Here is a 24,396-nt window from a genome sequence, read left to right as displayed (position 1 = left end):
AATTCATATTTTGTGGAATAACGGACTCCCTTTATAAGGGGACCAACCCTTGTCAGCAATTGCATTCGACCGAAAGTTTCAATGTAAAAAATGCATATCGATCTCCGTCAGCTGCGCCACTACATTGCCCTTGTCGAGCACCGCAGCTTCGTTGCTGCGGCGGCTGCGGTAAACCTGTCGCAATCAGCGTTCAGCCGCAGCATTCAGACCCTCGAGCACAACATCGGCTGCCGCCTGGTGGACCGCGCCAGCAAGGAGTTGGCGCCAACCCGCCAGGGCCTGCTGGTGCTGGAGCATTCGCGGCGGCTGGTGCATGGCGCGCATAACCTGGTCAACGAGATTCACCAGTTCAATGGCGCCACCACCGGCGTGGTGCGCTTCGGCTCCGGCCCGGCACCAGCCGGTGGCCTGGTGCCGCGGGCAGTGGCACGTTTTGTCGCCGAATACCCCGCGGCGCGGACCTGCTTCCAGGTGGATAACTGGCAGGCGCTGAACCGCAAGCTGGTGGCCGAGGAGATCGAGTTCTTCGTCGCCGACACCCGCCAGTTCGAGTCCGACCCGGACTACCAGGTACACAAGCTGGCGCCGCAGCGCTGGCATTTTTGCTGCCGCGTCGGGCATCCGTTGACCGAGCGCGAGAGCGTGCGGGCGCGAGACCTGTTCGATTACCCGCTGGCCACCAACTTCCGCCCGCCGAACATCCGCAAGATCCTCAGCGACCTCAGCGGGCGACAGGATTTTCTACCGACGGTGGAGTGCGAGCATGGCTATGCACTGCTGAATGTGGTGATGCATTCGGACACGATCGGCATTGCCTGCAATGCCAACTTGCGGCCGTATCAGCGTGACGGGGGACTGGTGGCATTGCAGCTGGCCGACCTGACGCTGGAGCAGGAAGAAGCGTTCTATACCCGTTATGGGGTGGTGAGCCGGGTGGGGTATGGGCTATCGCCGCTGGCTCAGGGGCTGGTCAGGCAGCTGATTGCCTGCGATACCGAGTTGTAGCTGGCGGGGGCTTCGCCCCCGTTTCGCGACACAAGGCCGCTCCTACAGGGGCATGCGATCGCCTGTAGGAACGGCCTTGTGTCGCGATGGGCCGCAAAGCGGCCCCGGCGGTATCAGCCTTTACGCGTAGTGCGGCTGAGTTGCCCATCCACCCCCGACCGGCACCTCACCCGCCAGGGTCACCCGCCGCACCACACGCGGCTGGGTCCCGTAGTCATCCACCGCATAATGCTGTGTCGCGCGGTTGTCCCAGATGGCCACATCCCCAGCCTGCCAGCGCCAGCGAACGGTGTTCTCCAGGCGTGTCACATGTCCTTGCAGCACCGCGAACAGGTGCTGCGAATCCGCCAGCGAATAACCTTTGATGCGCTTCACGAAGTGGCCCAGCTGCAGCGCTCGCTCGCCACTGATCGGGTGCACGCGCACCACCGGGTGCTCGGTCTCGTACACCGTGGAGGTGAACACTTTGCGATAGCGCTCCAGCTTGGCCGGGTCGACATCGGGCTTGAGGCTCGCGTAGTCATATTCGTTGCTGTGCACCGCCCACAACTTGTCGGCCAGCTCGCGCAACGGCTCAGGCAGCTCCTGGTAGGCTGCAGCGGTATTGGCCCACACGGTATCGCCACCGGAGGCAGGCGCCACCACGCTGCGCAGGATCGAGGCCTTGGGGTACGCGTCGACGAAGGTCACGTCGGTGTGCCAGGAGTTGGCCCGCTGGCCTTCGGCGCCATCGAGCTGCAACAGGTAGCTGGTGCCATCCACCACCGGCACGGTGGGATGGGCGACCGGCTCGCCGAGCAGCTTGGCGAAGGCTTCCTGGCTTTGGTCATCCAGGTGGGTCTGACCACGGAAGAAGATCACCTTGTATTTCACCAGCGCAGCCTGGATGGCTTCCAGGGTGGCGGCATCGAGATCGGCGGACAATTGCACTCCGCGAATTTCGGCGCCGATGCGGCCGGCAACCGGGTGGATGTCGAGTTCGAGGTTTTGTGGCGCAGTGGCCAGGGCAGCGTTGCTCATGGTCGTATCCTTGCGGTCATTGTCGGGTTTACGGGGGTCAGCGGGCAGCCTGCACGGCCTGTTGCTGTTGCAGGGCGGCATCGAGGAAGCGGGGTTCGATCCAGTCGGCCACCTGGAAGCCACGACGAATCAGGCGCTCCTTGGCGGCCAGGTCCACGCCCTGCTGCAGCTGGCCGACGAATCCGGCGTCCAGGCGTGGATCGAAGTAGTGACCGAGGTCTTCCTTGGCCAGGTCATCGCGCAGGATGCTGCGCGGCCAGTTGGCATTACTGGCCACCAACTCGACGTAGGCTTCGCGGTTGTGTTCGTCACGCAGCCAGGCACTGGCCTGTTGCTGGGCGTTGACCAGGCGCTGAACCAGCTCGGGGTATTTGCGGATGAAATCGCCGGTGCCCAGCAGCACCGCCTGGGTGCTGCCGGCGCCTTCCAGATCACGCGAGTTGACCGGCAGCTCGACCAGCCCGCGCTCACGCAGCGACAACAGGTTGGACAGGCCCCAGGTGGCATCGATCTGCTTGGCGGCCAGCGCTGCGTTGGCGGCATTGAAGTCCAGGTTTATCACCTTCAGCTCGCGCTCGCTCAACCCTTGGCTGGCCAGGGCGCTGGCGAAAGACAGCTGGTTGGCGGTGCCACGGAACACCGCCACGCGCTTGCCCTTGAGGTCGTGCAGGGTCTTGATGCCGGAACCAGGCACGACGCCCAGGTAGCTCTTCACCCCGCGTACACCCGCCGACAGCACGCGGGTGTCCAGGCCATTGGCCTTGCCGACGATGGCGGCCAGGTCGCCGAGATAGGCGAAATCGGCCTGGCCGTTGGCCAACGCTTCGTTCACCACCGGCCCGGCGCCCTTGAAGAAGTGCCAGTCGATGCGAATGCCATCTTTGGCGAATTCCTTCTCCAGCAGTTGCTGGTCACGCAGCACGTCGACCACGCCACCGGCGCTGGGCTTGCTGCCCGCGCTGAGGTCGGGCACGGCGATGCGGATGCTTTCTGGCTTGGCCGGTTCAGCCGCATGGGCGCTGAGGGTGAAGGCCAGCCCAAGGGCGGTGATCAGGTGGCGCAACGGGGTTTTCATGGCAAGGCTCCTTGGCAGGCTGCCACCGGCGATGGCCGGCGCTTTGGCCAGAAGCTAGGCAGGTCTGGTTAGAACCTACAAAGATCAAAACTTCATTCTTCAGTAACTTAAAGGCATAAATCAGGCGGGCTGCGGGTCTGCGGCGGGCTTGCGGAAAACGCATGGAAAATATGAGGAAAACGCAACGGCGGGGGGCTTCCGTATGCAGGGAGTGCATGCTCTTATCTCTTGAAAGTCATTTTTGGATTTTTTTAATTCCATAAATGAATAAATTGACAACGCTTCGAGAGATGGCCGATGAATGGAATTCTGAGCAGAGGTCGGGGTTGGTTTCGGGGGCCGTTGCGCGGCCCATTCGCGACGCAAGGCCGCTCCCACCAGGATCGCGCCAACTTGCTGCCGTGGGTGTTGCCTGTGGTTATTGCGCTGCTTTGGGTGGTGGCCAGCCGGCTGCACTGGATGAGCGAGCAGATTCTGCCAGCGCCAGCATTGGTGTGGCAGAGCGCACTGGAGTTTGGCTCCGGCGAGCTGTGGGGGCACCTGTGGATAAGCTTGCAGCGGTTGTTCTGGGGGTTGGCGGTCGGCATCGGCAGCGGCTTGCTTTTGGGCGTCTGGCTGGGTGCTTCGCGGCAGGCGCAGACGCTGGTGCTGCCAACCTTCGTGGCGCTGGCACAGATTCCTACCCTGGCCTGGATCCCGTTGTTCATGCTGTTCTTCGGGATCGGCGAATTGCTCAAGCTGGTGGTGCTGGTGAAAGCCGTGGTGGTTCCCGTTACCTTGCACACCCTGGTCGGTGTACGTGATGCCCAGCCCAAACTGCGGGAAGCCGCTGCGGCGCTGCGCCTGCCTCGCCATCTGCTGTTTCTGCGCCTGTTGCTGCCGGCTGCCCTGCCGGCCTTTCTCACCGGCGTACGCCTGGCCCTGGCCACCGGCTGGACCTCGCTGCTGGCGGTCGAACTGCTGGCCTCAAGCGAAGGGATCGGTTACCTGATGGTGTGGGGACGACAGCTGTTCATGCTCGACCTGGTGCTGCTGTGCATCCTGGTGATCGGCCTGGTTGGCGCACTGCTGGAGCGCAGTTTCTCCGCCCTGGAAAAACGCCTGCTGTACTGGCCGCAAGCGGCAACAGGGGAGCAGGCGCGTGGCCCCGTACCGCGAGGTTGGCAGAGCCTGCTGCTACCGCTGGCACTGTTAGCACTGTGGCAAGCCAGCAGCGGCTTCGGCTGGGTCGACAACAACATCCTGACCTCGCCCCTTGAAGTACTGCGCACCCTGCTGATCGGCCTGGCCGATGGTTCGCTGCCGCAGGCCTTGTTGCTGAGCCTGCAGCGCGCCCTGACCGGCTTGCTGCTGGGCGGTGGCGCTGGCCTGCTGGTCGGTTTGCTGCTGGGGCTTTCGGCCAATGCCGAACGTATCTTCGGGCCCAGCTTGTCAGCCCTGCGCCAGGTGGCCCTGTTCGCCTGGGTGCCGCTGCTCACGGCCTGGTTCGGCCTGGGTGAAGGGGCCAAGCAGGTGTTCGTCGGCATGGCTGCGTTCTTCCCGCTGCTGATCGCCACCCAGCGCGGTATCGCCAGCCTGTCGCCACAACTGGGCGAAGCGGCTCGCACCCTGCGCCTGAACCTGTGGCAACGCCTGCGCCTGCTGGTGCTGCCCGGCGCAGCCCCGGCCATTTTCGCCGGCCTGCGCCTGTCGCTGATCTACGCCTGGCTGGGCACCATCGGTGCCGAATACTTCATGCCCTCGGACGGCGGCATCGCCAGCCTGATGATCGGCGCCCAGCAACTGTTCCGCATGGACCAGGTAATGGCCGCCATGCTGTTGATCGGCCTGGTCGGCGCCCTGCTCGGCACCCTTGGACAACGCCTCGAATCACGCGCCACGCGCTGGAGAACCGCATGAACGCCTTCAACACCTCGCACCTGCTCGCGGCCAACCAGCCCGACGTCGCCCCGCCCCTGGTCAGCTTCGAGGGGGTCGGCAAAGTGTTCAGCGTCGATGGCCAGCCGCTGGAAGCCATCCGCAACTTCAACCTGTCGATCAACCAAGGCGAATTCATTGCCATCGTCGGTGCTTCCGGCTGTGGCAAATCCACCCTGCTGCGCCTGCTGGTAGGGCTGGATACCGACTACAGCGGCAATATTCGCGTCGACGGCCAAACTGTCAGCGGCATTGGTAGCGAGCGCGGCATCGTGTTTCAGGAACACCGGCTGTTCCCCTGGCTGAGCGTGGAACAGAACATCGCCCTGGGTTTGGTCAACGAACCGCTCACCCAGGGTGAACGCGCGCGGCGGGTACACGAGTTCGTGCAACTGGTGGGGCTGGTCGGCTTCGAGTCGGCGTACCCACACCAGCTTTCCGGCGGCATGGCCCAGCGTGTGGCGATCGCCCGTGGCCTGGTAGCCAGCCCGCGCATCTTGCTGCTCGACGAGCCGTTCGGCGCGCTGGATGCGCTGACCCGCCAGCAACTGCAGGACGAGCTGCTGGCCATTCGCGAACGTGCCGGCATCACCACGTTACTGGTCACCCATGACGCCGAAGAAGCCACCTACCTGGCCGACCGGGTGGTGGTGCTGGAGCCGCGCCCGGGGCGGATCAAGGCGGTGGTGGATATCGACCTGCCCCACCCACGGTTGCGTACGGGTGTAGCACTTCACGGGCTGCGGGAGAAGGTGCTGCACCAGATCACCGGGGATAGCGGTTACCTGACGCCGCCGGTGCGACGGGTCGAAGGGCTGAGGCCGGAGCTGATTGCGCTCTGAGCCTGTGCGGGCATGCCCACGAAGAATCCAACGCGGCGGCTGGCACCGGCTACGCCGGTGTTCGCGGGCTCGCCCGCTCCCACAGGAACCGCGCATTTTCTGAGCCTCGCACCAAACCTGTGGGAGCGGGCATGCCCGCGAAGAATCCAACGCGGTGGCTGGCACCGGCTACGCCGGTGTTCGCGGGCTCGCCCGCTCCCACAGGAACCGCGCGTTTTCTGAGCCTTGCACCAAACCTGTGGGAGCGGGCATGCCCGCGAAGAAGACTCACCGGGCACTGAGGTCACGCAGGTAAGCCCAAGGGTAGATACCCCGCTCATGCCCATCGCTGAACACCAGTTGTACACCATATCCTTGCGGCTCGATGTGCACCACGCGCACATCATCGCGCACCAAGCTGATACGCCCCTGCAGTCGTGCCGCTCGGCATTGCGAACAGGGGCAGGCACCGCGCAGCCGGGCATGGCTGAGGCTGTGCTCGCCGTCTTGCCATTGCAGCACCAGCTGCCCGGGCCCGCGCATGTTGCGAACCGCTTGCGGGGCGTTCATCAGCAGGCCCCGCGCAGTTGCGCCATGGCAATCCGCACAGCCTTGCGCACCTCGGGGTCGGCATCGGCCTCGGCGGCCTGCAGCACCGGCAAGGCACGCGCCTGACCCAACTCCCCCAGGGCCAGAGCCGCCTCCTTGCGCAGGTTGGCAATGCCGTGGCCAAGCAACTGGCCAAGCGCGTCCAGGGCCGCAACATGACGCAGCCGCCCCAGCGACCGCGCCGCACGCAGACGTACCTGCCAGAAGTCATCGGCAAGCGCATTTACCAGTGCCGGGCCTGCCGGGGCCAGACCCACCTTGCCTAGCGTGGTAGCGGCTTCTTCGCGCACTTGCCAGGCCTTGTCAGTCAATGCAGCCACCAATGCGGGCAGCACCGCGCTGTCGCGCGCGAGCCCCAGCGCACCGATGGCCGCACGGCGCACCTCGGTGTCCGGCTCGTCTTCGGCAAGCGTTGCCAATGCTGGCAACGCCGGCTGGTGCTTGAGCCAGCCAAGAATACCCACTGCCTCACGCCGGACCACGGCATCGCCGTCGGCCAGGGCCAGCAGTGCAGGTTCCGCAGCATCTTCCAGGCGCAGCTCGCGCAAGGCGCGCAGGGCGCTGGCACGGACGAAGGCATCGGCATGCTTGACCCATGGCAGGATCAGCTGACCGGTTTCAAGGCTCTTGAGCTCGCTAAGGCTCTGTGCGGCAGCCAGCCGTACCGGCTCGGCAGCGTCGGCCAGCGCAGCGCACAGGGCCTGCACGACTTCGGGTTCTTCCCAGGCCTCGAGCAGGCGCGCGGCCTCGGCACGCACCTCGTCGGCGGAGTCCACCAGCAGTGCATCGGTGAGCCACGGCAAGCCATCGGGGTCTTCCAGGTCGGCCAGTTCGATCAGGGCGATGCGGCGCACACTCGCGTCGGCAGCACCAAGGCGAGGCAGCAGAGCAAGGATGTCGGGGTTGTCAGTCGTTCGTTCAGTCATAGCGCGATCCGTAGCGGTGGGTGCTCAGTGTCCGGCAGGCCCAACGGGGTCAGGCGCGGAAGTTCGCGGCCTTCCTCGTGACGGAGCAAGGCCAGACAGTGACGCTTGAGGTGAGTGAATTCAGGGCTGGTCAGCAGGCTGGCGCGGCGTGGCCGCGGAAAGTCCAGGTGCAGGTCTTCGATAAAGCGGCCAGGTCGCGGGCTCATTACCAGGATACGGTCGGCCAGGAACAGCGCCTCGTCGATATCGTGAGTGACGAACACCACGGTGGTGCGGATGCTTGCCCAGATATCCAGCAACAGCTCCTGCATGCGTGCGCGGGTTTGCGCATCCAGGGCACCGAAAGGTTCGTCCATCAGCAAAAGGCGCGGGCGGTTGATCAGCACCCGGGCAATCTCGGCCCGTTGCTGCATACCGCCGGACAGCTGGCTGGGCCAGCGCTCGGCAAAGTCGTCCAGCCCCACCAATCGCAGCATTTCACGAGCCTGCCGGCGGCGTTCGGCGCGGCCCTGGCCCTGCATCTTCAGGCCAAAGGCCACGTTGTCGAGCACGCTACGCCAGGGCAGCAAGGTGTGGTGCTGGAACACCATGCCACGCTGCGGTGACGGCCCGGCAACAGCCTGGCCGTCCACGCTCAACTGGCCGCTGCTGGGCACCAGGTGCCCGGCCAGGGCGCCGAGCAAGGTCGACTTGCCGCAACCGGAAGGGCCAAGGATGCAGACGAACTCGCCAGGCTCCACGGCAAAGTCCAGACGCTGCACCGCCTCGAATGCTTCGCTGCCGTGCCCCAGGCGAATCGACAGGCCACGCCCGTCGATTCGCCCTGGCGCTGGTTGATAACTGTTCATCAGTTGGCCCTCCGCGCGCGGTACCAAGGCGTGGCCAACTCGCCAAGGCGCTTGACCAGGGCGCTGCTGCCCATGCCCAGCACGCCGATCAGCAGCATGCCGACGATGATGTCCGGGTAGTTTTGCAAGGTGTAGGACTCCCACGTGTAGTAGCCGATACCGAACTGCCCGGAGATCATCTCGGCGGTGACCAGGCAGAACCATGAGGTACCCATGCCGATGGCCAGGCCCGTGACGATGCTCGGCAATGCGCCAGGCAACACCACTTCGCGCAGGATGGACCCACGCCCTGCACCGAGGCTGCGCGCCGATGCAACCAGGCGCGGGTCGACGGCCTCGACGCCGTGCACGGTGTTCAGCAGGATGGGGAACAACGCGCCAGTGAACGTTATGAACACCATCGACAGCTCCGACGACGGGAACATCAGGATCGCCAGCGGGATCCACGCCACCGCCGGAATCGGCCGCAGTACTTCCATTGGCGGCAGCAGGGTGTCCTCGGCCCATTTCGAGCGACCGATCAACAACCCCAGGGCCACGCCGATCAGCGCCGCGGCGGCATAACCGGCAAACACCCGCGACAGGCTGCTGCCCAGGTGCGCCAGCAGCGTGCTGGAGGTCAGCAACTGCCACGCAGCTTCCAGCACCGCCTTCGGTGTGGGGACATAGGTGAACGTCAGCAGCCCGAGGTCCAGCTTCGCGCTCGCCGCGACCTGCCAGAACAGCAGGCAGGCCAGCAGCGAAGCCAGGCGCACCGGCCAGCGCTTGAGGTTGCAGGTCATGTCGGTGCCTCCCGGTCAGCGCTGGGCGACCAGCTTCTGGTTGGCGCTGGCGAAGTCCAGCGCTTCACCGCCATGGGCCTTGGCATACTGCTCGGCCTGGTCCTTGAGCAGGAACGCCGCCAGTTCACCCTTGGCGTTGCGCACGAACCAGGCCTGGTTCGCCAGCAACTTGATCCCGCTGTCGGCGGCCTGGGCGTAGATGGCGCGGATGTCCTTGCCCTCCTGCTCCAGTTGGGCCAAGGCGCCAAGCGCGGCCTCCGGCGAAGCGTAGTGGCGGACCTTGCCTTCACCGCGTACCCAGATCTGCGCCAGGCGGCTGAAATCGGTAATCGGTTTGCCGGTCAGTGCGTCATTGGCCTTGAGTGGCTGCGGGTCGTAGTCCTTCAGCGCCTTGTCGTAGTCCAGGCCAGCCTCCTTGAAGGCCGCACGGATGTACTGGTCGTCGATGAACTTGTCGGTGTCGAGGCCGCGATCGGTCTTTTTAAGCAGCTTGAGCGTATCGATGGAAGTGGCGACCGCCTGACGGTATTCAGGCTTCCAGGTCAGGTCGCGGGTCTGCAGGCCGAGCGGGCCGTGGAACAGGTAATTGACCTCGGCCTCGATGCCGGTGACTTGCTCGATCAACTCGCTGTACTTCTCAGGCTCCGCAGCGATCAGCCGATCGGCTTCGAGACTGGCACGCAGGTAGGCGGTGACCACTTCCGGGTATTTCTTCGCATAACCGGCATCGACCAAGGCGCCATGGAAGGTCGGTGCGTTGGCCTGGGCGCCGTCATAGATCTTGCGAGCGAAGCCGCGGTTGGGGAACAGTTCGGCGAACGGCACGAAGTCGGCATGGGCCTCGATGCGGTTGCTACGCAGGGCGGAACCGGCGATTTCCGGCGCCTGGGCGATGATGCGCACATCCTTCTGCGGGTCCCAACCCTGGGCTGCTACGGCACGCAGCAGCATGCCGTGGGCGGTGGATGCGAACGGCACGGAAATGGTCCTGCCCTTGAGTTCAGCCAACGATTGCACGCTGGACGCCGCAGGTACGACGATGCCGTTGCCGCTGCCGTGCACGCTGCCCGACAGCACGCTTACGAACAGGCTGCGCTTGCCGGCATCCAGGTGAGCAACGCCGTTGAACGAGCCAGGGAAGTCGGCCATGGCGCCGAAGTCGAGCTTGCCAGCGACCATTTCGTTGGTCAGTGGCGCACCGCTGGTGAAGTTCTTCCACTCCACCTGATACTTGGCATCCTTGTATTTGCCGTCATGCGGCAGGTACTTGTCCAGCAAGCCAAGCTCGCGTATCAGCAGGCCACCGGTGGCGCAATTGATGGTGGTGTCCTGGGTGCCGATGGCGATGCGGATGGTTTCGGCGCTGGCATTCAGGCCAGTGAGCGCCAGCGCGAGGCCGGCCACGGTTGCAACAAGGCGCATGGGTGTTTCCCCTCGAGTCGTTATAGGAATTGGGTCGTCTCCGCCCCCGGCCTGGGTGGTGGGAAACGAGGGGCACTGCAGGGGGGCGTCCGGTGGTGCACCGGATGGCGGGATGAATCAGCGCAGCAGGTACGGAATGTCGACCTTCACCGCACCGGTGGGGCAGTCCTTTTCGCAGGGCATGCAGTACCAGCATTCGTCGAAGGCCATGTAGGCCTTTTGGGTGGCCGGGTTGATCGCCAGCAGGTCCATGGGGCAAACCTCGACGCATACGGTGCAGCCTTTGTCGGCGATGCACTTGTCTTCGTCGATGGTGACGGGGGCACTGCTGCGGAAGAAGATTTCTTGCGGCTGGTAGGCCATTTCACGGAGTCCTCGGGGCCTTCATTGGCTCCCTTCTATCTAGAGGCTTGCACGTTTCCCTGTGGGAGCGGGTTTACCCGCGAAGAATCCAACACGATGGATGGCACCGGCTTCGCCGGTGTTCGCGGGTAAACCCGCTCCCACAAGGTGAGGTGTCGCTTAGGCGGCATCGGCTTTGACACGCAACCGGTCATAAGCGGTCTGCTCTTCTGTATCCAGGGCGATCAGGTAGGGTTCGACGGCCTTCTTGAAGCTGGTCATCTCTCCGTGCTCGCCCTTTTTCAGATGGCAATGGCAGAACCACTCGCCATCGTTGCGCTCGGGGAAGTCCACACGGTGGTGGTACAACCCCCAGCGGCTTTCCTCGCGGAAAAGCGAGGCCCGCGCGGCCATCTCGGCGCAATCACGAATCACCGAAACTTCCATCGCACGCATCAATTCATGAGGGTTACTGGCCTTCATCTGGTCCAGGTCACGCTCGATCTCGGCAAAGCGCTCCAGGCCGATCTCCATCTTCCTGGTGACCTTCGGCGGCTGCAGGTAATCGTTGACCATGCGTCTGAGCTTGTACTCGACCTGCGCTGGGGGCAGGCCATGCTCACGGAGCAGCGGGGCGAACACCCGCGCGCGCTCGCGCTCGACCTGTTCGGCATCGACCTCGGCGAACTCGCGCCCGATCACGTAATGCGCAGCGTTCACACCGGCAAACCAGCCATAGGTGAAGGCCCCGAGCATGTAGTTGTGCGGCACCGCTGCCATATCGCCCGCGGCATACAGCCCTTTGACGCTGGTCTCGGCCTTTTCATTGACCCACACCCCCGACGCCGAATGCCCCGAGCAGAAACCGATCTCCGAGATATGCATCTCGACCATGTGCTGGCGATAATCGGTGCCACGCCCGGCGTGGAACTGGCCCCGGCTGGGGCGCTCGTTGCTGTGCAGGATCTGTTCGATGTTCTGGATGGTTTCCTCGGCCAGGTGATCGAGCTTGAGGAACACCGGGCCATTGCCACCCTCGAGTTCCTGGTGGAACTCCCACATCATCTGGCCGCTCCAGTAGTCGCACTCGATAAAGCGCTCACCCTTGCTGTTGGCGGTATACCCACCCAGTGGGCCGGTGACGTAGGCGCAGGCCGGGCCGTTGTAGTCCTTGATCAGCGGGTTGATCTGGAAGCACTCGAGGTTGGCCAGCTCGGCACCTGCGTGGTACGCCATGGCATAGCCGTCACCGGCGTTGGTCGGGTTCTCGTAGGTGCCCATCAGGTAACCCGACGACGGCAAGCCCAGGCGCCCGGCCGCGCCGCAGGCAAGGATTACCGCCTTGGCCCGCACCACCCGAAACTCGCCGCTACGGCAATCGAAACCCAGCACGCCAGCGGCCGCGCCTTCACCATCGAGCAGCACACGGGTGCAGACCATACGGTTGCTGATCTCGACTCGGGCACGCTTGAGCTGACGGTAAAGAACCTTCTTGATGTCGTGGCCTTCGGGCATGGGCAGCACGTAGGCGCCCATGTGGTGAACCTTTTTCACCGCGTAGTCGCCGGTCTCGTCCTTCTCGAACTTCACGCCCCAGCGGTCGAGTTGCTCGATGGTTTCGAAGCTGTGGGTGGCGTAGGCATGCACCGTGGCCTGGTTGACGATACCGTCATTGGCCACGGTGATTTCCTTGGTGTACTGCTCGGGGGTGGCGTGGCCGGGGATGATCGCGTTGTTCAGGCCGTCCATGCCCATGCTGATGGCACCACTGCGCTTGACGTTGGCCTTGTCCAGCAGCAACACGCGCAGGCTTTTGTCCTGCTCCTTGGCCTTGATCGCCGCTATCGGCCCGGCGGTACCGCCACCGATAACGATGATGTCGTAATCCTGAGTCTGGATGCTCATGCCTTGCTCCCCTTCTGGCGGTCGATACGCAGGCGGTACTGGAAAGCATCGCCACGGTAGTAAAGGTGTTCGAAGTCCAGTGGCGTACCGTCAGCGGCATGGGTCAGGCGCTCGATACGCATGATCGGCGAACCTTCTTCAACATCCAGCGCCTGGGTCAGGTCGCTGTCGGCCAGCACCGCATCGATAGCCAGGTCGGCGTGGCCAAGGGCAATACCGCAGTCGTTTTCCAGGAGCAGGAAAATGTCGCGGGTGACCAGGTCGGCCTTTTCCAGTTTTTCGCCGACGGCCTTGGGCAACCAGGTCAGCTCCAGCGACACCGGTTCGCGGTTGATCAACCGCACCCGGCGGATCTCGGTGACCAGGCTGCCCTCCTCGACCTGCAGCCGCGCGGCCACCAATGCATTGGCCGGCACATGGCGGAAGCTGCGCAGGCGGTTGATCACCTCGTAACCCATTTGCGTCATCGACTCGCCCAACCCTTGCAGGGTGCTGACGTTCTGGAATGCCTTGGGCTTGGCGACGAAGGTGCCCTTGCCATGAATCTTGAAAATCAGCCCCTCCTTCTGCAGGTCGCCCAATGCCTGGCGCACCGTGATGCGGCTGACGTCGAAGGCCTTGCCCAGCTCGCTTTCCGAAGGCATGCGGCTATGCGGTGGGTAAGTGCCGTCGAGGATGCGCTCGCGCAGCAACTCCTTGAGCTGGGTGTAAAGCGGTACCGGGGACAGGGGGAGCAGTTCGGCCATGGGGTCTCTTCGCTGATCGGTGACTTGTTATAACAAGTTGTGACCAGAGGATAGAGGGCATATTAACTGCCATGGAAATACCGATATCGCATATGGATAGATGCGTTGGTGATTGCTGGCGTGGCCACTCTCGGCGAAAGGTAAAAACGGCTACAGATCAAGGCGATGGACGCCACCGGATCAGATGGGTATCATGCGTGCGCGTTGCACTCGTAGCTCAGCTGGATAGAGTACTGCCCTCCGAAGGCAGGGGTCGTGGGTTCGAATCCCGCCGAGTGCGCCACATCAAAAAGCCCTGGGCCTGTGCCCGGGGCTTTTTCGTTTGTGCGACATGTCGCGTTTCTGGCACTCCCGTACCACGGGTCATTGGTGTTAGCGTGGGCGTCTTCCCGTTTCCCGACGGGTCACCCACAACAATGATTGGCGAAGGAATGCGCACAACCATGCACCTGAAAAAACTTACCGCCACCACCCTGCTGCTGGCCAGCATCGGCCTGTTCACCCTGCCGGCCCAGGCCAACCTTACCCAGCAGCAGTCCGCAGCCATCGTCAAAGCCTTCGACGGCAGCGACCCAAGCGACTTCAAGCAGTTCCTCGGCAAACTCAAGGGCAACGACCTGGCCAAGGCCGACAACCTCGAGGCAACGCTCGACGCCTACCTGGCCGGCAAGCCACTGGCAGCCGAGCAACAGAACGAGATCAACCGCCTGCTCGGCCTGTATACCCGCATCAAGTATGGCAAGGCTGCCAGCGAAACCCTGCGTGAACTGGTGGCCATCCCCACCTTCAACGTCGAGGGTACGCCGCAGCACGAAAACCCCGAGTTCCTCCGGATCGCCGAAAAGATCAAGGCCTTGGCCGACAGCTTCGGCCTGGCTTTCCGCAACATCGACAACCGGGTGTACGAGATTTCGCTGGGCAGCGGCAAGGAAGTGGTCGGCATCCATGCCCACGCCGACGTGGTACCGGTCAACCCGGACAACTGGAAGCTGGCCGATGGCACCCGCCTGGACCCGTTCAAGGTCACCCTGGTCGGCGACCGCATGTACGGCCGCGGCACCGAAGACGACAAGAACGGCATTGTCGTGGCGATGTACGCGCTGAAAGTGGCCAAGGACGAGAACCTGCCGCTGGCCCGGCAGTTCAAGCTGCTGATCGATACCACCGAAGAAACCAGCGGCGATGCCATCCCCTACTACTTCGAGCGCAACCCCACGCCCGATTACAACCTGGCTCTCGATGGCGGCTACCCGGTGGTCATCGCCGAGAAAGGCTACGGCACGGTCATGGCCAGCTTCAGCAAGCGCCAGGCCAGTGGCAAGGGCGCCGAGATCGTCAACCTGACCGGCGGCCTGGCCACCAACCAGATCCCGACAACCTCGGTCGCGACACTGGTCACCGACAACCCGGCGAAGCTGGCCAGTCAGTTGGAAAAAGCCGGCGCCGATTACGTCAAGCGCAATGGCGGCGACTTCAGCATCGCTGCCAAGGCCGAGGGCAAGCAGGTGTTGCTCACCGTGACCGGTGTTTCCGCCCACTCTTCGGAGCCGGAGTCCGGGGTCAATCCGGTGGCGCGCATGCTCGGCTTCATCAACGGGCTGGGCCAGGATGTGCCGCTCAAGCACAACCACTTCACCGACGCCGCCCGCTACGCCGCCGACAACTGGGGCCTGGACTACCTGGGCAACAAGCTCGGCGTGGCCTTCAAGGACCCGTTCATGGGCCCGCTGACCGCCTCGCTGACCTTTGTCGGGGTGGATGAAAAAGGCCTGAAACTGGCGGTGAACCTGCGCATTCCGAAAGGCAAGCCAATTGCCGCGATCAAGGACGAACTGGCCGACAAACTGGGCAAATGGACCCGGCAAAGCCACACCTCGGTGGCCTTCGACTACAGCCTGGACGAGCCGATGTTCCGCAACCCCGAGGGCGAATGGGTCAAGGCCTTGCTTGACGTGGCTACCGAGAACCTGGGCATGAAGCATGAGTTTGGTACTTCGGCGGGTGCGACCTCGGTACATGACCTGCCTAACGGCGTGCAGTTTGGCCTGGCCATGCCCGATGTGAAGTACACCGGGCACAACGACAACGAGTTCAAGACCGTTGAGCAGTTCATGCTGGACTTGCAGGTGGTGAGCGAAATGGTGGCGCGGATCGGGCAGATGCCGAAACTCTGATTGACTGTACCGGCCTCTTCGCGGGCACGCCCGCTCCCACAGGAATTGCGCAACCTGTGGGAGCGGGCCAAGCCCGCGAAGAGGCCGGTACAGGCGACCACTCATGACGTTTTTCAATCGACTCGATGCCGTTTCCTGCATTGCCGTGCAGAGCGCCGTGCCGGATGCTTTATTTACTCCGAGACAGTGCTTTTCCACCCGCAGAGGCCCGTATGAAGACCGTCGAACAAATCCTCAAGACCAAATCCCAGCACCAGACCGTGTACACCATCGGCCCGGATGACTCGGTACTCGACGCCCTGAAGCTGCTGGCGGAGAAAAACGTCGGTGCGCTACCGGTGGTCGAGGCCAACCAGGTGGTAGGTATCGTCAGTGAACGGGACTATGCGCGCAAACTGGTGCTCAAGGGCCGCTCGTCCGCCGCTACCCCCGTGCGCGAAATCATGAGTGCGCCGGTGGTTACCGTGGAGCCGAAGCAGAACCTGGAGTACTGCATGAACCTGATGACCAACCGCCACCTGCGCCACCTGCCGGTGGTCAGCAATGGCGAGTTGCTCGGCCTGCTGTCGATCGGCGACCTGGTCAAGGAAACCATCGCCGAACAGGCAAGCCTGATCATGAAACTGGAGCAGTACATCCGCGGTGAATGAAGCACCTCAATGGTAGGCACGCTCCAGTTCGTCCAGTTGATGGTCGAAGCTGCGCAGGCGCGCCGACCAGGTGTACACCAGTACTTCCAGGTCCCGGTTGAGCACGGCGGTATTGCCATGGCCGCTGCGGGTTGGCTCGCCCAGATCCAGTTGGTAGCGTTCACGAGCCATGGCCTGGGCCACGCTGGACAGATCGCGGGCATTGGCCAGCCAATGGTGATGGTGGTCATGAATTTCGCGGTCGAGCAAGCGGCACTGGCGTTTCAGGGCATCCAGGCTCTGCTCCAGCGGTGTGCCCTTGAGCTCGCCCATGACCTCTTCGAAGGTGCGCCCCGAATGCCAGTAGCTGCCCCAGAAATAGCGGTCGAACACCGTTTCGACGCGGCGCAGCGCGACCTTGGTGTTCCAGATGGTCAGCAACGTTCGCCCCTGCACCACTTCGCGCTTGTTCAGGTGCAGTTGCTGCCAGGCGATCCAGGCCAGCGCCACCAGGGCAACCGCCACGGTGACAGCGGCAGCGGCATACAGGAAGTGCACTGCCTGGTTCATCTGTTGCGTTTGCCGAATGCCGTAGAAATAACTGGCCGTCAACGTGCCCAGGATCGTCACGGAGCACCAGAAACCCGGTGCGTAGGGATCTTTCATCGCGCTATCCCCTTGTTGTTTTCCTGAGCATAGCAACGGCCAATCACTCGTCAGGCACCACTCGGCGCTTTATTTTTTGCGTAGGTGCAGCGCCTCGTTCAGTTGGTCGATCATCGGAATCCAGTCGTCATCGGCGATGTACTTCTCTTTCAGGAAATCGCGCTGGGAATCGTTCCAGAAAGGCGCATCAACCAGCTTTATATCGTCATCGAGCGGCGAATGGGTGGTGATGAAACGGTCAATATCGACCGGATCGTCAGACAGCCCCAGCTGTTTGAAAATCTCGGACAAAGGATGAATCGGCTTTTCCATGGTTCCTCCTCGTCGCCAGACCGGTCGTCGACGATGCCGGCCCGGCATGGGTTGAGAGCATCAGCTGAGCTCGCGCACTTCGGCGCGCGGCACCAGCTTCAGGTATTGCTCCATGCTCATGTGGATCAGATGATCGTGATCACCCGCCTCCAGATAGACATCGCCCTGGCGGGTAAGACTCGAATCAAGCAGCATCTTTATCTGGTAGGCATCACCCAGCGCCGGCACGGCACCGCGCTCGCAGTCACCGAACAGGCTCGGCAGGCCACTTTCACGGGTCAGTTGCCAGGCCCCGGACATTCGCACCTTGGTCATGTCCAGATGCCGGTTGGCCGGTAGCACGGCCATGATGTAGTTGCCATGACGGTCATCGAGCATCACCGACTTGGCGACCCGCTCGGCGGGCACGCCGGCCGTGCGGGCCGACTCCAGGCTGGTGGCCGAATGTGGGTGGGGAATGATGTCGTAGTCGCAGTTGGCCTTGTCCAGGCGATCCTGCAGGGTCTTTGCCATACGCATGATGCACCTCCGGTTTCGTCCCCCAATCTCCAATTTTAGGCCGGGTACCAGCAGGCAGGGCTAAACTTGTGCAATAGAGGCAATCGAGGTGACGACAGGTGATCGCCCGCTGCTGGCGCTGGCTGTTGCTGCTGTTGCTGCTTGGCATCACGCCAGGCGGCCAGGCAGCGCCCGCTGCGGTCTGGGTGCTGGGCATCGATGACGCTATCGGCCCAGCCAGCGCCGACTACCTGGTACGCAGCCTCGACCAGGCCCAGGCGCAGGGCGCCCAACTGGTGGTTATCCGCATGGACACCCCGGGCGGGCTGGACAGCGCCATGCGCCAGATGATCAAGGCGATTCTCGCCAGCCCCGTGCCGGTCGCCACTTTCGTCGCCCCCAGCGGTGCCCGCGCCGCCAGCGCCGGCACCTATATCCTTTATGCCAGCCATGTCGCGGCCATGGCGCCCGGTACCAACGTGGGTGCCGCCACACCCGTGCAGATCGGCGCCCCGCCAGGCACGCCCAAGGACGACAAGGCCAAAGGCAGCGATGACGAAACCCTCGCGCGCAAGCAGGTCAATGATGCAGCGGCGTACATTCGTGGTCTGGCGCAACTGCGCGGGCGCAATGCCGATTGGGCGGAGAAGGCCGTGCGCGAGGCGGTCAGCCTGTCTGCCAGCGAGGCCTTGCGGCTGAACGTGATCGACCAGGTGGCCGATGACCTGCCCGACCTGCTGCGCAAACTCGATGGCAAGACGCTGACCGTCGCTGGCCAGCCTCGGCTGTTGCAAACCGCCGGCGCCAGCCTGGTCGAGCACCTGCCGGACTGGCGCACACGGGTGCTGGCGGTGATAACCAACCCCAGCGTGGCACTGATCCTGATCATGATCGGCGTGTACGGTTTGCTGTTCGAGTTCATGAACCCGGGCTCGACGCTCGGCGGCGTGGTCGGCGGCATCTGCCTGCTGCTGGCGCTGTATGCCCTGCAACTGTTGCCGGTGAGCTTCGCCGGGGTGGCGCTGATATTGCTCGGCATCGCTTTCATGATCGCCGAAGCCTTCCTGCCCAGTTTCGGCGTGGTCGGCTTTGGCGGCATCGTCGCCTTCGTGGTCGGCGCGCTGATCCTGATCGACACCGACGCCCCTGGTTTCGGCATCCCGCTGGCCCTGATCGGCACCCTGGCGGTGCTTTCGGCACTGCTGATTGGCGGTGTGCTGGGCATGGCCCTCAAGGCCCGCCGACGGGCGCTGGTCAGCGGTGACGCCGGCCTCGTCGGCAGCCTGGTCACCGTCACCCAGGTGATGACGGGTAACCCGTTCTGTGGCTTTGTGCTGGCCCAGGGTGAGCAATGGCAGGCGCAGTGTGCAACGCCACTGCAAGCGGGCCAGAACGTGCGGGTGACCGCGCGCCATGGCGTCATGCTGGAAGTGAGCGCCGCCGCGCCCGCGGCGCAAGGAGAATGACCATGTTCATGCAATTGGGCTTCGGCGCGGTACTGATCGTGCTGGCGATGCTGTTGCTGTCGGCATTCCGCATACTGCGCGAATACGAGCGCGGCGTGGTGTTCCAGCTGGGGCGCTTCTGGCAGGTGAAGGGGCCGGGGCTGATCCTGTTGATCCCGGTGATCCAGCAAATGGTACGGGTCGACCTGCGCACCGTGGTGCTGGATGTACCACCGCAGGATGTGATCACCCGCGACAACGTCTCGGTCAAGGTCAACGCCGTGGTCTACTTTCGCGTGCTCGATCCGCAGAAGGCAATCATCCAGGTCGAGGACTTTCTCGTGGCAACCAGCCAGCTGGCACAGACCACTCTGCGTGCGGTGCTCGGCAAACACGAACTGGATGAACTGCTGGCCGAACGCGAGCAGTTGAACTCGGACATTCGCCAGGTGCTGGACGCACAGACCGATGCCTGGGGCATCAAGGTGGCCAACGTCGAGATCAAGCACGTCGACCTCAACGAATCGATGGTGCGCGCCATTGCCCGCCAGGCCGAGGCCGAGCGTGAACGGCGGGCCAAGGTGATCCATGCCGAGGGCGAGTTGCAGGCATCGGAGAAGCTGATGCAGGCGGCGCAAATGCTGAGCAAGGAGCCGGGGGCGATGCAGTTGCGCTACATGCAGACGCTGGGGACGATTGCCGGGGACAAGAGCTCGACTATCGTCTTTCCGCTGCCGGTGGATTTGCTCAAGGGATTGGTGGACAAACAGAAATAGCGGTGGCCCATTCGCGGGCTTGCCCGCTCCCACAGGTTCTCTGCAGCCCCGAGGGCGGCGCAGTACCTGTGGGAGCGGGCAAGCCCGCGAATGGCCTGTATGCGGTCTGTCAGACTGGCGCGCGGCGCAGGGTCGCCAGGAAGGTGGCCGCACCAATGAACAACCCGGCGAACGTCCGGTTCAAACGCTTCTGCTGCCTGGGCGTACGCAGCAAGCGCAACACCCGCGCTGCCAACCCGGTGTAGCCCGCCATCACCAGCATGTCCACGGCGACCATGGTCACGGTGATCGCCACATACTGCGGCAACAGCGGTTCATGCGGGTTGATGAACTGCGGCAGCACCGCCAGCATGAACACCAGCGCCTTGGGGTTGCTGACGTTGACCAGGAAGCCACGGAACACCAGGCTCAGCGGTTTGCCGATCGGGCGCACGGCGGATTCATCGCTCATGTCCATGGGCAAGGCACGCCACTGCTTGTAGGCCAGGTAGATGAGGTAGGCGACACCGAACCATTTGATGACCTGGAAGGCCGTGGCCGAGGCGGCCAGGATGGCGCCGACGCCGGCGGCGATGATGGCGATCTGCACGATCAGGCCCAGCTGCAGGCCCAGGGCGTTCCAGTAACCACGCCAGAAGCCGTATTGCAGGCCGCTGGACATCGAGGCAATCGCCCCGGCACCGGGTGAAAGGCTGATCACCCAACAGGCGGCAAAGAAGCCCAACCACACTTCCATCGACATCACACACCTCGCTCGAACATATGCTGCAAAACGTTAAGCTAAGGTGTTGGTGAAAAAATAACCAGAAGATTTTGAAGAATTTGCTGCTTGTACCGGCCTCTTCGCGGGCAAGCCCGCTCCCACAGGTATTGCGCAGCCCTTTAGGGTAGCGCAATACCTGGCCCTTTCAGGACAGCGCCTCGAGCTCGGCCTGCATGCTTTCGAGGGTTTCCAGGGCTTCCATCCAGGCCTCTTCCAGTTCGCCTTCGCGCTGCTTCAGCTTGGTCTGGCGCGCCAGCAGGTCACGCAATTCGTCCTTGCGCGACGCCTCGTAGAGGCCACCATCACCCAACGCAGTCTCGATCTCGGCCAGTTGCGCATGCACCTGGCTGAGCTCGGCTTCCAGCTTGTCGGCAGCCTTCTTGTGCGGGGCCAGTTGCTGGCGCAAGGCTGCAGCAGCCTGGCGCTGGGCTTTCTTGTCGGTCTTGTCCGGGTTGACCGGGGCGCTACTGGCCGGCGCGCTGCGCTGGCGGTACTCGACGAGCCAGCGGCTGTAGTCGTCCAGGTCACCATCGAAGACGTCGACCTTGCCGTCGGCCACCAGCAGGAAATCGTCGGTGGTGCTCTTGAGCAGGTGACGGTCGTGCGACACCACCACCACGGCACCGGCAAACTCCTGCAGAGCCATGGTCAGCGCCAGGCGCATTTCCAGGTCGAGGTGGTTGGTCGGTTCGTCGAGCAGCAGCAGGTTCGGCCGCTCCCAAGCGATCAGCGCCAGCGCCAGGCGGGCTTTTTCACCCCCGGAGAAGTTCACCACCGGCTCGTCGACGCGGTCGCCATGGAAGTCGAAACCACCCAGGAAATCGCGCAGGGTCTGCTCACGCTCGGTGGGGGCGATGCGCTGCAGGTGCAGCAACGGGCTGGCCTTGTCGTCCAGCGAGTCCAGCTGGTGCTGGGCAAAGTAGCCCACCGCCAGGTTCTCGCCGCGCACCAGGCGGCCCGACAGCGGCTCGAGCTCGCCGGCGAGGTTCTTGATCAGGGTCGACTTGCCGGCACCGTTGGGACCGAGCAGGCCAATGCGCGCACCCGGGGTGAGCTGCAGCTTGACCTTGTCGAGGATCGCCTTGTCACCATAGCCCAGGCGGCCTTCGGACAGGCTCAGCAGCGGGCTGGAGATTTTCTGCGACTCGCGGAAGACGAAGTCGAACGGCGAATCGACATGCGCCGCCGACAGCTCCTCCATGCGTTCCAGGGCCTTGATCCGGCTCTGTGCCTGGCGGGCCTTGGTGGCCTGGGCCTTGAAGCGGGCGATGTACTTTTCCATGTGCGCACGCTGGGCCTGTTGCTTCTCGTAGGCCTGCTGCTGTTGCGCCAGGCGCTCGGCACGGGTGCGCTCGAAGGCGGTATAGCCGCCCTTGTACAGGTTCAGCTTGCGTTGCTCGACGTGCAGCACATGGTCGACCACTGCGTCGAGGAAGTCGCGGTCATGGGAGATCAGCAACAATGTGCCGGGGTAACCCTTCAGCCAGTCCTCCAGCCACAGGATAGCGTCCAGGTCCAGGTGGTTGGTGGGCTCGTCAAGCAGCAGCAGGTCGGACGGGCACATCAAGGCCTGGGCCAGGTTCAGGCGCATCCGCCAGCCACCGGAGAAGTCGCCGACGCGGCGGTCCATCTGCTCGTTGGTGAAGCCCAGCCCGGCCAGCAACTTGCGGGCGCGGGCGTCGGCGGTATAGCCGTCGGCGCTATCCAGCTCAATGTGCAGGCGCGCCAGGGCTGTACCGTCGTGGGCCTGCTCGGCCGCGGCCAGATCGGCCTGGACCTTGCGCAAGCGCACGTCGCCGTCGAGCACATAGTCCACGGCCAGGCGGTCGAGGGTATCGACCTCCTGGCGCATGTGGGCGATGCGCCAGTCACCCGGTAGCTGGCAATCGCCGGCATCGGGCGACAGCTCACCGCGCAGCAAGGCGAACAGGCTGGATTTTCCGGCGCCGTTGGCGCCGATCAGGCCGGCCTTGTGACCGGTGTGCAGGGTCATCTCGGCGCCTTCTAGCAAGCGCTGCGGCCCACGCTGTAAAGTGAGGTTGGATAGTCTGATCATGATGGTCGCGGAGTCTACCAGCTTCCTCGGCCCATAGCGCGAGTGGAACCATGCACACCGACCTGTGGAATCACGCCCTGGCCCTGTATGCCAGGCCCGGCGTGGAAGCGGCCTGCCTCGCCCTGCAGGCGCAAGGTGGCGATGTCTGCCTGCTGCTGTGTGCAACCTGGCTACAGGCGCGTGGCGTGGCTGTGCGGGACGAGCGCGTACAGGTACTGCGCGAGGTTGCCGGGCCCTGGCAGCGCGAAGTGGTCAATCCATTACGTAGCTTGCGCCAACAGTGGCGAGCAGCAGCGCAAAGTGATGCGCAACTGGCGGTGCTGCGTGAGCAGGTGAAGGGGTTGGAATTACTGGCCGAGAAAGCTTTGCTGGAACGCTTGCAAGAGCGCTCGCGACAGTGGCCAGCGGGCGTCCATGAGTGCATGGACGACTGGCTGGCCCGGCTGGCGCCGGACCAGGCCCGCCACCACGACGCGCTTGTTTGTTTGCGCGTCGCGGCGGCAGCGCTTCAGGACGCCGAAGACGGTGCCTGAGCCGGGGTGCTGACGGGTGCCGATGGTGCTACCGAAGCTGCCGGGGTGGCCGAGTTGGTGCCGGCGACCGGGGTACTGGCGGCAGGCGTGACCGGTTTGGTTTCGGCTGGCTTGCTGGCAACAGGCTTGGCTGCGGCGGGTTTGGTGGCCCCGCGGGCGGGTGCCTTGGCGGCCGCTGGTTTCGCGGCAGGCTTGGCAGCAGCGGCTCTGGCTGGCGCTTTTGCCGCCGCTGGCTTGGCTGCAGGTTTGGCAGCAGCAGTGGCTTTGGCGGCAGGCTTGGCTGCAGGCTTGGCTGCAGCAGTGGCTTTGGCTGCAGGCTTGGCTGCAGCAGTGGCTTTGGCTGCAGGCTTGGCTGCAGGTTTGGCAGCAGCGGTGGCCTTGGCAGCCGGGCTTGGCTGCAGGCTTGGCAGCAGCAGTGGCTTTGGCAGCCGGCTTGGCTGCAGGTTTGGCAGCAGCGGTGGCCTTGGCAGCCGGCTTGGCTGCAGGCTTGGCAGCAGCAGTGGCTTTGGCAGCCGGCTTGGCTGCAGGTTTGGCAGCAGCGGTGGCCTTGGCAGCCGGCTTGGCTGCAGGTTTGGCAGCAGCGGTGGCCTTGGCAGCCGGCTTGGCTGCAGGTTTTGCAGCAGCGGTGGCTTTGGCGGCTGGCTTGGCCGCAGCAGCCCTGGTGGCGGGTTTGACGGCTGCCGGTTTGGTGGTCTTGGCAGCACGTTGATCAAGCGCCTTGGCTGCGGCTTCGCGAACCTTGCCTACACCCTGGGCCAGCTTGAGGCTGTCCTGCGCATCGCGCTTGAGTTGCTGGATATAAGAACGGGTCTGGGTTTGACGTTCCTTGAGGGAATCGAGCAACTCTTCAAGTTCGCCAATGACTTTTTGCGCCTTGGTCTGCGCCTTGGCTTTACCTGCCTTGGCCGCGTCTTGCAGTTTCAGGCGACCGTTGTGCAGTTTTTCCTGGGCCTTGCCACGCTGCTTTTCCAACTTGGCCAGCAGTTTTTCCGCATCAGCCAGCGCTTGCGAGCAGGCATCCTCCAAGTGTTCGAGCAAGCTGCCCGAAAGTTGCTGGAGCAGGTGTAACGGCGTACTTACTGGCTTCTTTTTAGCCGACATGGTTTACCTCCTGGCTGACGAGATT

At 63.7% G+C, this 24,396-nt stretch carries 22 protein-coding genes, 1 tRNA gene and 2 pseudogenes; 9 read left to right on the top strand and 16 right to left on the bottom strand.

The window, feature by feature from the left end; translation table 11 throughout:
• Positions 1–90: 90 nt before the first annotated feature.
• Positions 91–1,005 carry a LysR family transcriptional regulator gene (locus QIY50_11710; protein ID WGV22759.1) on the top strand — a complete coding sequence of 305 codons (915 nt, stop codon included), beginning with the start codon at positions 91–93 and terminating at the stop codon, positions 1,003–1,005.
• A gap of 113 nt (positions 1,006–1,118) precedes the next feature.
• On the opposite strand, the pseudogene QIY50_11705 reads toward QIY50_11710, so the two are convergent.
• Both QIY50_11705 and QIY50_11700 read right to left on the bottom strand, forming a co-directional pair.
• Positions 1,119–2,025, bottom strand: a pseudogene (locus tag QIY50_11705) (TauD/TfdA family dioxygenase).
• Positions 2,026–2,062: 37 nt separating this feature from the next.
• On the bottom strand, positions 2,063–3,100 hold the full coding sequence (locus tag QIY50_11700) for an ABC transporter substrate-binding protein (protein ID WGV22758.1): 1,038 nt from the start codon (positions 3,098–3,100) through the stop codon (positions 2,063–2,065).
• 297 nt (positions 3,101–3,397) lie between these two features.
• Between QIY50_11700 and QIY50_11695 the strand changes: the two genes are divergently transcribed.
• The gene (locus QIY50_11695; GenBank protein ID WGV22757.1) at positions 3,398–4,999 is read left to right on the top strand and encodes an ABC transporter permease; all 1,602 of its coding nucleotides are present in this window, start codon (positions 3,398–3,400) and stop codon (positions 4,997–4,999) included.
• Entirely contained in the window at positions 4,996–5,859 is an 864-nt protein-coding gene (locus QIY50_11690; protein ID WGV22756.1) for an ABC transporter ATP-binding protein, read from the top strand. Before QIY50_11695 ends, QIY50_11690 begins: the two co-directional genes overlap by 4 nt.
• A 267-nt stretch (positions 5,860–6,126) precedes the next feature.
• Here QIY50_11690 and QIY50_11685 read toward each other — a convergent pair whose 3' ends face one another.
• The 8 genes from QIY50_11685 to QIY50_11650 form a co-directional block, all read right to left on the bottom strand.
• A complete protein-coding gene (locus QIY50_11685; protein ID WGV22755.1) occupies positions 6,127–6,408 on the bottom strand; it encodes a gamma-butyrobetaine hydroxylase-like domain-containing protein in 282 nt (93 codons plus the stop codon).
• Entirely contained in the window at positions 6,408–7,373 is a 966-nt protein-coding gene (locus QIY50_11680) for a HEAT repeat domain-containing protein (GenBank protein WGV22754.1), read from the bottom strand. The genes QIY50_11685 and QIY50_11680 overlap by 1 nt, the downstream gene beginning before the upstream one ends.
• A complete protein-coding gene (locus QIY50_11675; protein ID WGV22753.1) occupies positions 7,370–8,221 on the bottom strand; it encodes an ABC transporter ATP-binding protein in 852 nt (283 codons plus the stop codon). The genes QIY50_11680 and QIY50_11675 overlap by 4 nt, the downstream gene beginning before the upstream one ends.
• Complete coding sequence (locus QIY50_11670; protein ID WGV22752.1) at positions 8,221–9,003, bottom strand: ABC transporter permease; 783 nt, start codon at positions 9,001–9,003, stop codon at positions 8,221–8,223. The genes QIY50_11675 and QIY50_11670 overlap by 1 nt, the downstream gene beginning before the upstream one ends.
• 15 nt (positions 9,004–9,018) lie before the next feature.
• Positions 9,019–10,425, bottom strand: coding sequence for an ABC transporter substrate-binding protein (locus QIY50_11665; GenBank protein ID WGV22751.1), 1,407 nt, complete (start codon positions 10,423–10,425; stop codon positions 9,019–9,021).
• Between the two features lie 117 nt (positions 10,426–10,542).
• Positions 10,543–10,788, bottom strand: a complete 246-nt coding sequence (locus QIY50_11660) for a ferredoxin family protein (protein ID WGV22750.1) — start codon at positions 10,786–10,788, stop codon at positions 10,543–10,545.
• A 159-nt stretch (positions 10,789–10,947) separates the two neighbouring features.
• Positions 10,948–12,672 carry a fumarate reductase/succinate dehydrogenase flavoprotein subunit gene (locus QIY50_11655; GenBank protein ID WGV22749.1) on the bottom strand — a complete coding sequence of 575 codons (1,725 nt, stop codon included), beginning with the start codon at positions 12,670–12,672 and terminating at the stop codon, positions 10,948–10,950.
• Complete coding sequence (locus tag QIY50_11650) at positions 12,669–13,418, bottom strand: GntR family transcriptional regulator (GenBank protein ID WGV22748.1); 750 nt, start codon at positions 13,416–13,418, stop codon at positions 12,669–12,671. The genes QIY50_11655 and QIY50_11650 overlap by 4 nt, the downstream gene beginning before the upstream one ends.
• A 206-nt stretch (positions 13,419–13,624) precedes the next feature.
• Between QIY50_11650 and QIY50_11645 the strand changes: the two genes are divergently transcribed.
• The 3 genes from QIY50_11645 (at position 13,625) to QIY50_11635 (ending at position 16,242) form a co-directional block, all read left to right on the top strand.
• Positions 13,625–13,701: transfer RNA gene (locus tag QIY50_11645), tRNA-Arg, on the top strand.
• A gap of 160 nt (positions 13,702–13,861) precedes the next feature.
• Positions 13,862–15,592 (top strand): dipeptidase, encoded by a 1,731-nt coding sequence (locus tag QIY50_11640; GenBank protein WGV22747.1) that lies wholly within the window; start codon positions 13,862–13,864, stop codon positions 15,590–15,592.
• A 212-nt stretch (positions 15,593–15,804) separates the two neighbouring features.
• Positions 15,805–16,242, top strand: a complete 438-nt coding sequence (locus QIY50_11635; GenBank protein ID WGV22746.1) for a CBS domain-containing protein — start codon at positions 15,805–15,807, stop codon at positions 16,240–16,242.
• A gap of 6 nt (positions 16,243–16,248) precedes the next feature.
• On the opposite strand, the gene QIY50_11630 is transcribed toward QIY50_11635, so the two are convergent.
• The 3 genes from QIY50_11630 to QIY50_11620 all read right to left on the bottom strand — a co-directional run bounded on the left by QIY50_11630 (position 16,249) and on the right by QIY50_11620 (position 17,718).
• Positions 16,249–16,887: an NADH:ubiquinone oxidoreductase subunit N gene (locus tag QIY50_11630; protein WGV22745.1), complete on the bottom strand. Its 639-nt coding sequence runs from the start codon at positions 16,885–16,887 to the stop codon at positions 16,249–16,251.
• Between the two features lie 69 nt (positions 16,888–16,956).
• A complete protein-coding gene (locus QIY50_11625; GenBank protein ID WGV22744.1) occupies positions 16,957–17,199 on the bottom strand; it encodes a DUF2789 domain-containing protein in 243 nt (80 codons plus the stop codon).
• A 60-nt stretch (positions 17,200–17,259) separates the two neighbouring features.
• The gene (locus tag QIY50_11620; GenBank protein WGV22743.1) at positions 17,260–17,718 is read right to left on the bottom strand and encodes a YbaK/EbsC family protein; all 459 of its coding nucleotides are present in this window, start codon (positions 17,716–17,718) and stop codon (positions 17,260–17,262) included.
• A 98-nt stretch (positions 17,719–17,816) separates the two neighbouring features.
• Here QIY50_11620 and QIY50_11615 point away from each other — a divergent pair, with 98 nt between their 5' ends.
• Together QIY50_11615 and QIY50_11610 are read left to right on the top strand one after the other, a co-directional pair.
• Complete coding sequence (locus QIY50_11615; protein WGV22742.1) at positions 17,817–19,163, top strand: nodulation protein NfeD; 1,347 nt, start codon at positions 17,817–17,819, stop codon at positions 19,161–19,163.
• 2 nt (positions 19,164–19,165) lie between these two features.
• Positions 19,166–19,918: a slipin family protein gene (locus QIY50_11610; protein ID WGV22741.1), complete on the top strand. Its 753-nt coding sequence runs from the start codon at positions 19,166–19,168 to the stop codon at positions 19,916–19,918.
• A gap of 109 nt (positions 19,919–20,027) precedes the next feature.
• Here the strand turns inward: QIY50_11610 and QIY50_11605 are convergent, their stop codons facing one another.
• A complete protein-coding gene (locus QIY50_11605) occupies positions 20,028–20,660 on the bottom strand; it encodes a LysE family transporter (GenBank protein ID WGV22740.1) in 633 nt (210 codons plus the stop codon).
• 166 nt (positions 20,661–20,826) lie between these two features.
• Entirely contained in the window at positions 20,827–22,737 is a 1,911-nt protein-coding gene (locus QIY50_11600) for an ATP-binding cassette domain-containing protein (GenBank protein ID WGV22739.1), read from the bottom strand.
• Between the two features lie 50 nt (positions 22,738–22,787).
• Here QIY50_11600 and QIY50_11595 point away from each other — a divergent pair, with 50 nt between their 5' ends.
• Positions 22,788–23,270, top strand: a complete 483-nt coding sequence (locus tag QIY50_11595) for a TIGR02444 family protein (protein ID WGV22738.1) — start codon at positions 22,788–22,790, stop codon at positions 23,268–23,270.
• Here the strand turns inward: QIY50_11595 and QIY50_11590 are convergent.
• Positions 23,246–24,371: pseudogene (locus tag QIY50_11590) on the bottom strand (AlgP family protein). The gene QIY50_11595 and the pseudogene QIY50_11590 sit on opposite strands and share 25 nt — an antisense overlap.
• Positions 24,372–24,396: the final 25 nt, after the last annotated feature.

This window comes from Pseudomonas putida (assembly GCA_029953615.1).
Taxonomy (GTDB): domain Bacteria; phylum Pseudomonadota; class Gammaproteobacteria; order Pseudomonadales; family Pseudomonadaceae; genus Aquipseudomonas.
Note: the sequence above shows the minus strand (reverse complement) of the source record. Positions and strands in the feature narration are given on the sequence as shown.

What these genes read in the sequence shown, in the direction of transcription:
- QIY50_11710 (WGV22759.1), top strand. Translation starts at nt 91, where the DNA reads ATGCATATCGATCTCCGTCAGCTGCGCCACTACATTGCCCTTGTCGAG.
- QIY50_11700 (WGV22758.1), bottom strand. Translation starts at nt 3,100, where the DNA reads ATGAAAACCCCGTTGCGCCACCTGATCACCGCCCTTGGGCTGGCCTTC.
- QIY50_11695 (WGV22757.1), top strand. Translation starts at nt 3,398, where the DNA reads ATGAATGGAATTCTGAGCAGAGGTCGGGGTTGGTTTCGGGGGCCGTTG.
- QIY50_11690 (WGV22756.1), top strand. Translation starts at nt 4,996, where the DNA reads ATGAACGCCTTCAACACCTCGCACCTGCTCGCGGCCAACCAGCCCGAC.
- QIY50_11685 (WGV22755.1), bottom strand. Translation starts at nt 6,408, where the DNA reads ATGAACGCCCCGCAAGCGGTTCGCAACATGCGCGGGCCCGGGCAGCTG.
- QIY50_11680 (WGV22754.1), bottom strand. Translation starts at nt 7,373, where the DNA reads ATGACTGAACGAACGACTGACAACCCCGACATCCTTGCTCTGCTGCCT.
- QIY50_11675 (WGV22753.1), bottom strand. Translation starts at nt 8,221, where the DNA reads ATGAACAGTTATCAACCAGCGCCAGGGCGAATCGACGGGCGTGGCCTG.
- QIY50_11670 (WGV22752.1), bottom strand. Translation starts at nt 9,003, where the DNA reads ATGACCTGCAACCTCAAGCGCTGGCCGGTGCGCCTGGCTTCGCTGCTG.
- QIY50_11665 (WGV22751.1), bottom strand. Translation starts at nt 10,425, where the DNA reads ATGCGCCTTGTTGCAACCGTGGCCGGCCTCGCGCTGGCGCTCACTGGC.
- QIY50_11660 (WGV22750.1), bottom strand. Translation starts at nt 10,788, where the DNA reads ATGGCCTACCAGCCGCAAGAAATCTTCTTCCGCAGCAGTGCCCCCGTC.
- QIY50_11655 (WGV22749.1), bottom strand. Translation starts at nt 12,672, where the DNA reads ATGAGCATCCAGACTCAGGATTACGACATCATCGTTATCGGTGGCGGT.
- QIY50_11650 (WGV22748.1), bottom strand. Translation starts at nt 13,418, where the DNA reads ATGGCCGAACTGCTCCCCCTGTCCCCGGTACCGCTTTACACCCAGCTC.
- QIY50_11640 (WGV22747.1), top strand. Translation starts at nt 13,862, where the DNA reads ATGCACCTGAAAAAACTTACCGCCACCACCCTGCTGCTGGCCAGCATC.
- QIY50_11635 (WGV22746.1), top strand. Translation starts at nt 15,805, where the DNA reads ATGAAGACCGTCGAACAAATCCTCAAGACCAAATCCCAGCACCAGACC.
- QIY50_11630 (WGV22745.1), bottom strand. Translation starts at nt 16,887, where the DNA reads ATGAAAGATCCCTACGCACCGGGTTTCTGGTGCTCCGTGACGATCCTG.
- QIY50_11625 (WGV22744.1), bottom strand. Translation starts at nt 17,199, where the DNA reads ATGGAAAAGCCGATTCATCCTTTGTCCGAGATTTTCAAACAGCTGGGG.
- QIY50_11620 (WGV22743.1), bottom strand. Translation starts at nt 17,718, where the DNA reads ATGCGTATGGCAAAGACCCTGCAGGATCGCCTGGACAAGGCCAACTGC.
- QIY50_11610 (WGV22741.1), top strand. Translation starts at nt 19,166, where the DNA reads ATGTTCATGCAATTGGGCTTCGGCGCGGTACTGATCGTGCTGGCGATG.
- QIY50_11605 (WGV22740.1), bottom strand. Translation starts at nt 20,660, where the DNA reads ATGTCGATGGAAGTGTGGTTGGGCTTCTTTGCCGCCTGTTGGGTGATC.
- QIY50_11600 (WGV22739.1), bottom strand. Translation starts at nt 22,737, where the DNA reads ATGATCAGACTATCCAACCTCACTTTACAGCGTGGGCCGCAGCGCTTG.
- QIY50_11595 (WGV22738.1), top strand. Translation starts at nt 22,788, where the DNA reads ATGCACACCGACCTGTGGAATCACGCCCTGGCCCTGTATGCCAGGCCC.